The organism is Winogradskyella rapida, assembly GCF_042675845.1.
GTDB lineage: Bacteria > Bacteroidota > Bacteroidia > Flavobacteriales > Flavobacteriaceae > Winogradskyella > Winogradskyella rapida.
The window spans coordinates 1351223-1364170 of record NZ_JBHTKM010000063.1; the positions used below are offsets into that span (position 1 = coordinate 1351223).

Below are 12948 nucleotides of genomic sequence, written 5' to 3' on the forward strand. Positions count from 1 at the left end.
AAAAAGATTCTTATGCACGCATAAGAAGAGCTAAAAAGATTATTGTTACCTAAAACCATTCAATTTTGTACCTTTGCGCAATTAAAAATCATCATCTTAATGATACAATCCATGACTGGTTATGGGAAATCTGTTTTACAGCTCCCAACAAAAAAGATTTCTATAGAATTAAAATCTTTAAATAGTAAAAATTTAGACCTCAACGCCCGCATGCCATCCATGTATAGAGCTAAAGAATTAGGCATTAGAAAACTCATTGCCAATCATCTTTACAGAGGGAAGGTTGATTTTTCATTATATGTAGAAATTACAGGTGAAGATACCAGCTCTAAAATTAACCAAACGGTTGTAAAAGAATACATCAAACAACTTAAAGAAGTTGTCGATGGTGATACTACAGAGCTTTTAAAAATGGCCATTAGAATGCCTGATGCCATTACCACTGAGCGCGATGATATAGATGAAGATGAATGGACGCTTATTAATAACGAAATCCATACCGCAATTGCAAACATTGTAGAATACCGTAAGGATGAGGGCGCTATTTTAAAGCAAGATTTTACAGCACGAATTGCCACGTTAGAGCGTTTATTAGAAGCGGTCATTACTATGGATCCTGAGCGTATTGAAGGCGTAAGAGCTCGATTAGAAAAAGGGGTTGCTGACCTTAAAGAAAAAGTTGATGAAAACCGTTTTGAACAAGAATTGGTTTACTACATCGAAAAATTTGATATTACAGAAGAAAAAGTGCGTTTAGAAAACCACTTAAACTACTTTATAAAAGCATTGAATTCTGACGATTCTAACGGAAAAAAATTAGGCTTTATCACACAAGAAATTGGTCGTGAGATCAATACCATTGGGTCTAAATCTAATTATGCACCGATGCAGAAATTAGTCGTACAGATGAAAGATGAATTAGAAAAAATTAAGGAACAGCTATTAAATGTGCTTTAAGCATTAGCCAGCAAAAACCATTACACTTTGTCAGAGATTAAAAACGAAAAACAAGGCAAGCTCATTGTCTTTTCCGCACCTTCAGGATCTGGAAAAACCACCATTGTCCGCCATTTATTAAACCAGCCAGAACTTAATTTAGAATTTTCTATTTCAGCAACCTCGCGCGACAAACGTGGGAATGAAGTTCATGGTAAAGATTATTATTACCTCTCTTTAGACGAATTTAAAAACCGCATTAAAAACGATGAGTTTTTAGAATGGGAAGAAGTCTATAGAGATAATTTTTATGGCACTCTAAAAACAGAAATTGCTAGAATTTGGGCCCAAGGAAAACATGTTATTTTTGATATTGATGTTTCTGGCGGATTGCGTATAAAGCGTAAATTCCCTGAGCAAACCTTAGCCATATTTGTTAAGCCACCAGATTTAAATGAATTGGTAAGACGCTTAAAAGAGCGTGGCGAAGAAAGTGAAGACAAAATAAGCATGCGTGTTTCTAAAGCCCCTGCAGAATTAGCTACGGCACCACTTTTTGATGAAATTGTAATCAACTCTAATTTAGACGAAGCCCTAGAAAATGCTCATAAATTAGTCGCAGACTTTATAGCAAATTAAGATGAAAGTTGGTTTGTATTTTGGCACCTTTAACCCTATTCATATAGGGCACCTCACTATAGCAAATCATCTTGTTGAGCACAGTGATCTTGATGAAGTGTGGTTTGTTGTCACTCCTTTAAGTCCGTTTAAAAAGAAAAGTAGCCTTTTAGACAATTACCATCGTTTAGATATGGTGCATTTGGCTACCAAGGATTATGATAAATTACGTCCTAGCGATATAGAATTTGGCTTAAAGCAACCCAATTACACCGTTGATACACTTGCTCATCTTTTTGAAAAACACCCCGACTATGAGTTTGCACTCATTATGGGAGAAGACAATTTAAAAAGTTTTCATAAGTGGAAAAACAATGAGGTGATTTTAGAGAATCATAACATTTATGTGTACCCACGATTATCTGAAGGAAACGTCGTTAGCGAACTTATTAATCACCCTAAGATTATAAAAGTAGACGCCCCTATTATGGAGCTTTCTTCAACGTTTATACGAAATGAAATTAAGGCCAACAGAAACGTGAGACCCATGCTTTCTAGTGGTGTATGGAAGCTTATTGATGACATGGGCTTTTATCAATAATGTCATTCTGAACGTAGTGAAGAATCTATTTAATAACAAAACCTAAATACTATCATTAAGAAACTTCCAACTATAATTAAATTCAGAAATCATCTTATCTTTTTTAAATCGTTTCCATCCTTTTATCTGTTTTTCTCTATGTATTGCAGTTTCTACGGAATTATAGTGTTCGTAATAAACTAAGTAAAAGCACTTATATTTTGATGTAAACGCTTTAGAGTTTAAGCTAGCATTCTCTCTATGAAACCTCAAACGATTTTTTAAATTATTAGTCACACCAGTATACAAAACCGTTTTGTTCTTATTTGTTAACATATAAACGTAGTAATTATGTGTTCCTAATGTTTTATGCATTGTCTTTTATTTTAGAGATTCTTCACTTTGTTCAGAATGACAGACTACGCAGGAATTCAGCAATTAAAAATGATAAAAAGCATCTTCGTAATGCGTAATCTGTTCTTTGGTTCTATTCTTTAGTACCGCAATAATATCAAAACGGGTTTCTAAATCAATATCATGATCTGTAATAAAGGCATCCATCGCTTTGACCAATAATTTAATCTTACTGGGCGTCACAAACTCTTGAGGATCTCCAAAAAAGTCAGAATTTCGGGTTTTAACTTCAACACAAATCATACGGTTGTTCTGTTTCGCAATAATATCGATTTCGGCCTTTTGAAACACATAGTTACGCTCCACAATTTTATATCCTTTTTTAATAAGATAATCCGTTGCGAGTTGCTCTCCTAATTGACCAAGTTCGTTGTGTTCTGCCATTATTTCTGAGAAATCAGGACCCTAAATTCTGCTCATTTTAGATTCAAAATTAAAACCTTATCCTAGGCTTATGTTCTTAAATATAAGGAATTAAATAATTTGAATCAAAACCTCTTTCTTTCAAGCACATAAAACAATACAATTAATCCTATCTTTAATGTAATTTCAAAATTGATAAAATGGCGAGTCATGTTAAGTGTCCTAATTGTGGAGTCTACAATACCAATGAAGAGTATTGTACCCAATGCAATACGCTTTTGTCTTATAAAAAAAGACGCGAATTAGCCTTTGCTCAAGACAAAAAAGACCGTTTAGAACGCGAACGTCTTCAAAATGAAGCTTCGCCTTCCTTCTATGAAAAGTACAAGGACCATAAATTTTTAATCGTACGTGTTCTTGTAAAAATTACACATTCAATCTGGTTAGGGTTTATGGCCATTGGTGTGTTTATCGCTTGGCTAATTACCGCAATTGCAGCATAAACAACGATAAATGATTAAATAAAATTCGTGTGAGTAGTAGAAAACAGTAAGTCTTTTGAAAATTTTAAAACATCCTTTGTTCTTAATAAGTATAGGTGTCTCTTCTGCGATCTATATTGTAAATCGATTTGAAACACCACTACCAAATTGGATCTATTTTTACGTGAATGACTTTCTGTGTATGCCCATTGTTTTAAGTTTATGCTTGGCCATTTTACGCCTCTACAAAAAAACAGAAATACTTTACGTGCCATTAGTCGTCACTATACTATTAACCACTTATTTCGCTTTGTATTTTGAAATATTCCTACCAAAAACAAATGCACGTTACACCACAGATCTTATAGATGTCGGACTCTATTTTTTAGGTGGATTTCTATTTTATAAATTTCAAAAAAAGTTATTTTGAATATTTTAAAGTCGACTGTGTTTTACCCACAACCAATTTCACTTCTTTTCCTAACACCAATGCACGATTGTCTTTTTCGTGACCCGCAGGCATATGAAATGTAATCGGAAAATCATATTCCGATAAAGCATCTAAAATCAACTGCTCTACAGAAGTTCCCCAAAGCGTCGTGTTCTTTCGCATCTTAGTCATATCTCCAACAACCAAACCACTTAAGTTTTCAAAGTAACCGGCACGTTTCATACTTTGTAGCATACGATCTACATGATATTTATACTCGCCTATTTCTTCAATAAAAAGAATTTTACCCGAGGTATCTATACTTTCTTTAGAACCTAACATGGTGTGTAAAATAGTAAGATTCCCTCCCACTAAAACGCCAGACGCCTCGCCTTCTCTATTATAACTAGACCCTTTTAAGGTGTAATCTACAGGCTGACCAAATATAGTTGACTTAAAAGTGGCAACCGTCTCCTTAATTTCAGTTATATCTTTAGGTAAACTCACACACATTAAGGCGTGTAAAGATTGAAATCCTTGCTGATGCATTTGGTTATGTAAAGCTGTAATATCGGAATACCCAATAAGCCATTTTGGATGTTTTTTAAACGTAGTATAATCTAATTGATCTAAGATCCTTACCGTACCATAACCACCACGTGCACACCAAATGGCACTGATCTTTGGATCGTCCATAGCGTTTTGTAAATCTTCACAACGTTGCGCATCGGTTCCTGCAAAATGATGAGCTTTACTAAAAACATGTTTCCCTACCACAGCATGCAAGCCCCAACGCTCTAAAAGTTGTACGGCATGTTCCACCTCATCGGCTCTGTTTTTTAAAATTCCTGATGGCGCTACAATAGCTACCGTATCACCGGCTTTTAAATAAGGAGGTTGTATATATGCTGAAGGGTTTTCCATAGATTGTGGCGTTTCTAATTGCGCTTGTATTTCTGTTGGAGCACAGAAAATAACAGCCAAAATAAGAGACATAAGTAGTGGTCTAAAAGTCATAAATAGTGCTTTTTGTAAAAGTACATTTTTTTTCTAAATCCCTTATATATTGCGTACTTTTGTAGCTTCAAAAAACAAAATACACATGTCTAAAAGATATACCATAACCGCAGCATTACCATATACTAACGGCCCAATTCATATTGGACATTTAGCCGGTGTTTATGTGCCTGCAGATATTTATTCTAGATACTTACGATTAACCGGTAATGATGTTGCCTTTATTTGTGGAAGTGATGAGCATGGTGTGCCTATCACTATTAAAGCGAAAAAGGAAGGCGTAACCCCACAAGATATTGTGGATAAGTACCACGCTATTATCAAACAATCCTTTGTAGACTTTGGTATTTCCTTAGATAATTACTCACGTACTACGGCGAAAATTCACCATGATACGGCTCAAGAATTCTTTAAAACACTTTACGACAAAAACGAATTTGTAGAAGAAGTTACGGAGCAATTGTATGACGAAGAAGCCAATCAGTTTTTAGCGGATCGCTTTGTGACCGGTACTTGCCCTAAATGTGGTAATGAAGAAGCCTATGGTGACCAATGTGAAAGCTGTGGATCGAGTTTAAACGCTACGGATTTAATTAATCCTAAATCGGCGATCACAGGAAATGTTCCTACTTTAAAAGAAACCAAACACTGGTTTTTACCCCTAAATAAGCACGAAGAATTTTTACGCGAATGGATCTTAAAAGGTCATAAAAAAGACTGGAAACCTAATGTTTACGGTCAAGTAAAATCATGGATAGATGATGGCTTACGCCCACGTGCGGTAACTAGAGATTTAGACTGGGGAATTCCGGTTCCTGTAGAAGGTGGTGAAGGAAAAGTACTTTACGTGTGGTTTGATGCTCCAATTGGTTACATCTCTGCAACCAAAGAATGGGCTGAGCGCGAAGGTAAAAACTGGGAAGATTACTGGAAAGATGAAGACACAAAACTGGTACACTTTATCGGGAAAGATAATATCGTTTTTCACTGTATCATTTTCCCGTCAATGCTAAAAGCAGAAGGCTCTTATATTTTACCAGAAAATGTCCCTGCCAATGAGTTCTTAAATTTAGAAGGTCAGAAATTATCAACCTCTAAAAACTGGGCTGTTTGGTTACCCGATTATTTAATTGACTTCCCTAATCAGCAAGATGTGTTGCGTTATGCCTTAACCGCTAATGCACCAGAGACTAAGGATAACGATTTTACATGGAAAGATTTTCAAGCCAGAAATAACAATGAATTGGTAGCCATCTTTGGTAACTTTATTAACCGTGTGGTGGTTTTAACCAATAAATATTACGACGGCATTATACCTGAGCCTTCAGCGTACAATGCTATTGATGAAGAAACACTAGCAGCCGTAAAAGCCTATCCTTCTGTGATCTCTAGCTCTATAGAACGTTACCGTTTTAGAGAAGCAAGTCAAGAATTGATGAACCTAGCGCGACTAGGAAACAAATACTTAGCAGACGAAGAGCCATGGAAAACCATTAAAACCGATGAGGCTCGTACCAAAACAGTGATGTTTGTAGCCTTACAAATTGCTTCAGCTCTTGCCGTTTTATCAGAGCCGTTTTTACCGTTTACTTCGGAAAAACTAAAAGGTATTTTAAATACGGACGCAAACAATTGGGAAAGCATTTCTACAAAAGACATCCTTATCCCTGCAAAGCATCAAATTGGTAAAGCTGAATTGTTATTTTCTAAAATTGAAGATGCACAAATTGAAGCCCAATTAGAAAAGCTAATCGCCAGTAAAAAAGCGAACGAAGCGGCTAACAAAGCTGTAGAACCACAAAAAGAAGAGATTGCTTTTGAAGATTTCACGAAACTAGACCTCCGTGTAGGCACTATTCTTGAAGCTGAAAAAATGCCAAAAACCAAAAAGCTTTTAGTCTTAAAGGTAGATACCGGTATTGACACCCGTACTATTGTGTCTGGTATTGCAGAAAGCTTTTCTCCGGAAGAGGTTATTGGAAAACGTGTTACCGTTTTAGTAAACTTAGCGCCACGTAAATTAAGAGGTGTTGAGAGTCAGGGTATGATTTTAATGACCGAAGACCAAGCAGGTCATTTAGTTTTTGTAAATCCAGATGACACTAAAGATGGTGTAAGCAACGGACTTCAAATTAGTTAATATGATAAAAAGATACCTTCTCGTTCTTATCCTTATAGTGAACTTCAATCTACAAGGTCAAGAACGGGTTGTATCCTTTAAAAACGAAGACCTATCCAAACGGGTTAACAAAGATTCTTACAACTTAAGCAACGCGATTACTAAGGACTTAGCACTTCTTATTATAGAACGTAAAACCATTGCCGCTTATCTATTTAATGCAGAGTTTGAACAACTAGAGCAATTTCAAACGACCAATATTAAATCTAAATACAACGAAGTATTAGGCTACAGTGTAGAAGGCACACGCTATAATGTGCTTTACACCAATCAGAATCACAAAAAGTTTGCGATCTTTCATTTAGACTTTAGTACCAAGACAAGTTCTACGACTGAAGTGGCTTTAAATCTTGAAAAAGGCGAATTATTTTTAGAGGCCATCACCTATAACAATGAGCTCTATATCTTAACGGGCGATAATTATTCTAATTTAAGCATAAGGCAACTCGATTCAAACTTCACCTTTCAACGGCTTAAAACGTTTCAGCTTGAAGAAATCAATGCCGAAACCTCTCTTATCAGTAGTAAAGTAGCCATAGGGGCCTTTGTATTATCAGGCAACGAAGCGCCAAATATCACTAAGATTGATCCGCGCTCACCGAGTTCTATAGAACGTGCCTCTAGCGCTAATAAAATTTATCAAGATGAGGAAACGCTATACCTTACTTTCGATAATGATAAAACCGCTACGCTTCTCTATACTATAAATTTAGAGACTTTAGACCTAAAGATAAAAAGCTACCCTTACCCGAAACCACGAATTAACGACAGCTTTAAAAAATTCAACTCTTATATTTTTCAAAATAAAATCTACCAAATTGCAAGTTCTAAAGCGGAAATGGCTTTTGAAATAAAAGATTTTGAAGGGCAGCTTATTAAAGATTATTATGTGAGTAAGGCCATGACTATTGACTTTAAAAGTTCACCTATAATTCAAGAAGGGGCCACCGCCATTCCGTTTGTTAATACTAGAAAATTAGAACAAACCTCAAAATATCTAAGAAAAATCTCGGCAGGAAACCTAGGGATCAATGTTCAGTTGTCTAATAAGGTTTATTACGTAACCTTAGGCGGCTACCTTGAAATAAATACGAGTGGTATTATTCCGGTAGTAAGCACCCCAACGATGAGTAAAACTGGCTTTATTTCCTTTAACACGACCTACGAAAGCTACAATTATTATACGGTAACAAAGTCAACGTTTTTCAACACAATTTTAGATTCAAACTTCAACCATATAGAAGGAGCGATTGAAAGCAATGCGTTTGATAAAATTACAGCTTACAAAAGCGACAAAGCTTACCTCACCGCAGAGGATGTTTTCTTTCATAATAATGAACTTTACTTTGGGGTCTTCAACCTAAAAGAAAGCGAATACACACTCCTAAAATTTTAAGCTTAGCCTTACCAATTGCATCAATATTTTTTCCTTTACAAGTAATCTCTCCTCTGAACTTTTGCTAATTTTGATTTGAATCATTACCTAAAAAATCATGAAAAAACTTGCAATATTATGTTTAACGGTTTGCTTTTTGGCTTGTGGAGCCTCAAAAACCGTAAAACAAGCTAAAAAAACAATTAAAGGCGATTGGACGCTAACATCCGTGAGCTCTTCAGCCATTGGCGATCTTAAAATTTCATTACTTAATGATGCTGAACAAGCTTGTTTTGAAAATAGTACATGGCAGTTTGTACCTAATAATTTCACCGGAACTTATACCCTATCTGGAATAAATTGCCCATCAGAACAACGCTATTTTAATTTCACTATAGATGAAATTGATGAAACTACTGGACTTTACGACTTCCTTTTAAAACCAACGGATGCTAAAGGCAAATCGGAAACTAATGTTGGTTATCGTTTAGAACTTACCGCCCTTTCTGAAACAAATATGCAATGGCAACAAGTGGTTAGCTTAGACGGTAAACCCATCACCATAACTATGAATTTCTCTAAATATTAAACCCCATAAACCCCTTTAAAAAAGAAGGATAATTAATTAATAAGACCTAAAAATATACAGATATGAAACTTTTAAAATATAAAACCCATTTTGCTATAACGCTTTCACTATGCTTAGTGTTAATGACCAGCTGTAAAGCGGTAGATAATGCGAATAACAAACAAAAAGGTGGTGTCATTGGCGCTGCTGGAGGTGCCCTATTAGGTGCCATTATTGGAAATAATGTTGGTGATGGAAACAACAGCGAATTAGGAGCCGTTATTGGTGGTGTTGTTGGTGGTGGTGCCGGTGTATTAATCGGGAATAAAATGGACAAACAAGCCCAAGAAATTGAAGAAGAAATTCCTGGTGCTACTGTAGAGCGTGTAGACAATGGTATTGTTTTAACTTTTGATGAACAAAGTGGTGTTTATTTTGATACTGAAAAATATAACATCAACGCCAAGTCGCAAGAAACCCTCAATAAATTAGCAGCCGTATTTTCAGAATACCCAGAAACTAACATTCTCGTGGTAGGCCATACCGACAGTTCGGGTAACGACGCTTACAATATGACCTTATCTAAAAACAGAGCGCAAGCCGTAACCAATTATTTAATGGGTAAAGGTTTAAGCAGCGGAAGATTTACTACCGAGTGGTTTGGAGAAGAACAACCGATGTACGATAATTCTACCGCAGAAGGCCGTTCTAAAAACAGACGTGTTAATATTGCCATTGTACCTAATGAAACCATGGTACAACAAGCGCAACAAGAAGCCGGATCTAATTAATAATTTTTTCTAAAACTATTCGGCCGTTACAGCGGAGTTAAATATATTACAGACCTTATAATTTAAACCGTATAAGGTCTTTTTTTATGATGATAAAATACATAGCGCAACGCAGCCAAATCGCTGAAGCCAATATAAAAAGCACCATTCAATTACTGAATGATGACTGTACCATTCCTTTTATTTCTCGCTACAGAAAAGAAGCTACCGGAAATTTAGATGAAGTCCAAATTGGTGATATTGTAAAATACAAGGAGCAATTTGAAGCGCTAGAAAAACGGAAAACCGCTATTTTAAAAGCCTTAGAAGAACAAGGTGTTTTAACAGAAACCCTAAAGCAAAACATCACAGCGGCACAAGATCTTGTTGTGCTTGAAGACCTTTATTTACCCTATAAGAAAAAACGAAAAACCAAAGCTGAGACCGCTCGTAAACACGGCTTAGAACCCTTGGCTAAGATTATTATGAGCCAAAAGGCTAATGATATCGCTTCTATAGCCAATAAATATACCAATAGCGACGTGCCATCTGCAGACGCAGCTTTAGAAGGTGCCCGACATATTATTGCCGAATGGATTAATGAACGTGCCGATATTAGAACAGGTTTACGACATCAGTTAGAGCGGCATGCGCAAATTGCCACAAAAGTCATTAAGACGAAAAAAGATGAGGAAAAAGCGCAGAAATTCCGAGATTATTTTGATTGGTCAGAATCCTTAAATCGTATTCCATCGCACCGATTACTCGCAATTTTAAGAGCGGAAAGCGAAGGCTTTATACGCGTGAAAATAGAAATTGATGAGATAGGAGCTTTAGAACAAATAGACCGCCGTATTATACGCAGTCAGAATGCCTGTGCAGACCAAATAGAATTGGCCATTTCAGACGCTTACAAACGCTTGTTATACCCTTCTTTAAGCAAAGAAACCCTTAATAAAGCAAAAGATAAAGCTGATGAAGCTGCCATTGCCGTCTTCGCAAAGAACTTAAAGCAATTGCTTTTAGGATCGCCTTTAGGCGAAAAACGCGTTTTAGCAATAGACCCAGGATTTAGAACCGGTTGTAAAGTGGTGTGTTTAGATGCCCAAGGGGCCTTAAAACACAATGAAACCATTTACCCGCATGCGCCAAAAAATGACAGTCATGGTGCAATAAAAAAGATTTCTTCCTTAGCCGAAGCTTATAAAATTGAAGCCATTGCCATTGGTAACGGAACGGCATCGCGTGAAACGGAAGCCTTGATTCGGAAAATTCAATTTAAAAACGACATTCAGGTTTTTGTGGTAAGTGAAGCTGGGGCAAGTATTTATTCGGCTTCAAAAATTGCCCGTGACGAATTCCCTAATTACGATGTCACCGTTCGTGGTTCGGTATCGATTGGAAGACGCTTGCAAGATCCTTTAGCAGAATTGGTAAAAATTGACGCTAAATCTATAGGCGTAGGGCAATATCAACATGATGTAGACCAAACCAAACTTCAAAAAGAATTAGATGTGGTGGTTGAAAATTGTGTAAATACCGTTGGTGTAAATATTAATACCGCCAGTATCCCATTGTTGAGTTCGGTTTCGGGTATTGGACCAAAGCTCGCCGAAAACATAGTTAATTATAGAAACGAAAACGGAGCTTTTACATCGAGAAGCCAAATTAAAAAAGTACCACGTTTGGGCGGAAAAGCCTTTGAACAGGCCGCTGGTTTTTTAAGGATTCGCGATGCTAAAAATCCTTTAGACAACTCTTCTGTACACCCAGAAACCTACAAACTGGTCGAAAAAATGGCCAAAGATGAAGGGATTTCACTCCAAGATCTTATTGGACAAAAAGCGAAGCTTCAAAAAATTGATTTAAAAAAATATTATACCGATACAGTGGGCTTGCCTACGCTTCAAGACATCATAAAAGAGTTAGAGAAACCTGGATTAGATGTCCGAGAACAAGCCAAGGTATTTAGCTTTAATCAGAACATAAAAACGATATCCGATTTGCACGAAGGGCAATTATTACCAGGGATCGTTAATAATATCACCAATTTTGGATGCTTTGTAGATGTGGGTATTAAAGAGAGTGGTTTAATTCATGTTTCAAATCTATCGGATAGCTTTGTTAAAGACGTTAATGAACATGTCCACTTGCATCAGCAGATTATTGTGAAAGTTTTAGAAGTTGATGTGGCGCGAAAACGTATACAACTTAAACTAATCAGTTAATGTTAAAAATAGCCTTTCACCCCATTTACAAACATCATTTACCCGTAGGGCATCGTTTCCCTATGGAAAAATATGAGCTGCTCCCCGAACAACTTCTACACGAAGGCACCTGCGAGCATCACAATTTCTTTACTCCTGAGAAACCCAATGACAAACATATTGTAGCGGTGCATAGCCCAGACTATTATTACGATTTAGTCAATTTAACCTTAGACCAACGCGCTGCTAGAAAAATTGGATTTCCTCTCAGTAGAACTTTAATTGAACGCGAAATTATAATCGCAGATGGTACGATTAAAGCCAGTGAATTTGCGCTAACAAATGGTATTGCCATGAATATTTCTGGCGGTACACATCATGCATTTTCAGAACGCGGCGAGGCCTTTTGTTTACTAAACGATCAAGCAATTGCTGCAAGGTACCTTCAACATAAAGGCTTAGCGAAAAAAATATTAATTGTAGATCTCGATGTGCACCAAGGCAACGGAACGGCTGAAATTTTTCAAAATGATCCTTCAGTATTTACCTTTTCCATGCACGGTAAAAGCAATTATCCGTTTAAAAAAGAACAGAGTGATCTTGATATTGCCTTAGAAAAGCACACCGAAGACGCCCATTATTTAAGCCTATTAAAAGCCACACTTCCTAGGTTAATTGAAGAACAACAACCCGATTTTATATATTATTTATGCGGCGTAGATGTCATCGCGTCCGATAAGTTAGGCCAGTTGAGTCTCTCTATTGAAGGTTGTAAAGCACGTGATCAATTTGTATTAGCCCTTTGCCAAAAACACCAAATTCCGGTTATGTGTAGTATGGGTGGTGGTTATTCTCCGGAGATAAAAACCATTGTAAATGCGCATGCCAACACCTTCCGATTGGCCCAAGAGCTATTCTTTTAAAAGGTCCTATTTGTACGAAAGCAATTTCAATGAAATATTTTACAATAGGATGAACTATGCTTATCTTTGAAAGAAAACCGCATCCT

At 36.5% G+C, this 12948-nt stretch carries 13 protein-coding genes; 10 read left to right on the forward strand and 3 right to left on the reverse strand.

Features of this window, described 5'->3' with window-relative positions; translation table 11 throughout:
- The first annotated feature begins 99 nt into the window (after positions 1–99).
- Genes ACFQ13_RS13105 through nadD form a run of 3 tightly spaced genes read left to right on the forward strand, consistent with a single transcriptional unit; the run spans position 100 to position 2155 of the window.
- Positions 100–957 carry a YicC/YloC family endoribonuclease gene (locus ACFQ13_RS13105; protein ID WP_386118053.1) on the forward strand — a complete coding sequence of 286 codons (858 nt, stop codon included), beginning with the start codon at positions 100–102 and terminating at the stop codon, positions 955–957.
- A gap of 27 nt (positions 958–984) precedes the next feature.
- Positions 985–1575: a guanylate kinase gene (gene gmk, locus ACFQ13_RS13110; protein WP_114307947.1), complete on the forward strand. Its 591-nt coding sequence runs from the start codon at positions 985–987 to the stop codon at positions 1573–1575.
- A gap of 1 nt (position 1576) precedes the next feature.
- Complete coding sequence (nadD, locus tag ACFQ13_RS13115) at positions 1577–2155, forward strand: nicotinate (nicotinamide) nucleotide adenylyltransferase (protein ID WP_386118056.1); 579 nt, start codon at positions 1577–1579, stop codon at positions 2153–2155.
- 42 nt (positions 2156–2197) lie between these two features.
- Here nadD and ACFQ13_RS13120 read toward each other — a convergent pair whose 3' ends face one another.
- Positions 2198–2509 carry a GIY-YIG nuclease family protein gene (locus tag ACFQ13_RS13120; protein WP_386118058.1) on the reverse strand — a complete coding sequence of 104 codons (312 nt, stop codon included), beginning with the start codon at positions 2507–2509 and terminating at the stop codon, positions 2198–2200.
- 63 nt (positions 2510–2572) lie between these two features.
- Positions 2573–2932 (reverse strand): YraN family protein, encoded by a 360-nt coding sequence (locus tag ACFQ13_RS13125; protein WP_386118061.1) that lies wholly within the window; start codon positions 2930–2932, stop codon positions 2573–2575.
- Between the two features lie 179 nt (positions 2933–3111).
- On the opposite strand from ACFQ13_RS13125, the gene ACFQ13_RS13130 reads away from it, so the two are divergent.
- On the forward strand, positions 3112–3414 hold the full coding sequence (locus ACFQ13_RS13130) for a hypothetical protein (protein ID WP_386118062.1): 303 nt from the start codon (positions 3112–3114) through the stop codon (positions 3412–3414).
- A gap of 400 nt (positions 3415–3814) precedes the next feature.
- Here the strand turns inward: ACFQ13_RS13130 and ACFQ13_RS13135 are convergent, their stop codons facing one another.
- Positions 3815–4819, reverse strand: a complete 1005-nt coding sequence (locus tag ACFQ13_RS13135) for a S66 peptidase family protein (protein WP_386118065.1) — start codon at positions 4817–4819, stop codon at positions 3815–3817.
- Positions 4820–4919: 100 nt separating this feature from the next.
- Here ACFQ13_RS13135 and metG point away from each other — a divergent pair, with 100 nt between their 5' ends.
- From metG to ACFQ13_RS13165, 6 genes are all read left to right on the forward strand, one after another.
- Positions 4920–6980 (forward strand): methionine--tRNA ligase, encoded by a 2061-nt coding sequence (gene metG / locus ACFQ13_RS13140; RefSeq protein ID WP_386119454.1) that lies wholly within the window; start codon positions 4920–4922, stop codon positions 6978–6980.
- Position 6981: 1 nt separating this feature from the next.
- Complete coding sequence (locus tag ACFQ13_RS13145; RefSeq protein ID WP_386118067.1) at positions 6982–8415, forward strand: hypothetical protein; 1434 nt, start codon at positions 6982–6984, stop codon at positions 8413–8415.
- A 97-nt stretch (positions 8416–8512) separates the two neighbouring features.
- Positions 8513–8983, forward strand: coding sequence for a lipocalin family protein (locus ACFQ13_RS13150; RefSeq protein WP_386118070.1), 471 nt, complete (start codon positions 8513–8515; stop codon positions 8981–8983).
- Between the two features lie 62 nt (positions 8984–9045).
- The gene (locus tag ACFQ13_RS13155; protein WP_386118072.1) at positions 9046–9753 is read left to right on the forward strand and encodes an OmpA family protein; all 708 of its coding nucleotides are present in this window, start codon (positions 9046–9048) and stop codon (positions 9751–9753) included.
- An 86-nt stretch (positions 9754–9839) separates the two neighbouring features.
- A complete protein-coding gene (locus tag ACFQ13_RS13160; RefSeq protein ID WP_386118074.1) occupies positions 9840–11960 on the forward strand; it encodes a Tex family protein in 2121 nt (706 codons plus the stop codon).
- Complete coding sequence (locus tag ACFQ13_RS13165; RefSeq protein WP_386118076.1) at positions 11960–12862, forward strand: histone deacetylase family protein; 903 nt, start codon at positions 11960–11962, stop codon at positions 12860–12862. The genes ACFQ13_RS13160 and ACFQ13_RS13165 overlap by 1 nt, the downstream gene beginning before the upstream one ends.
- The last annotated feature ends 86 nt before the right edge of the window (positions 12863–12948 follow it).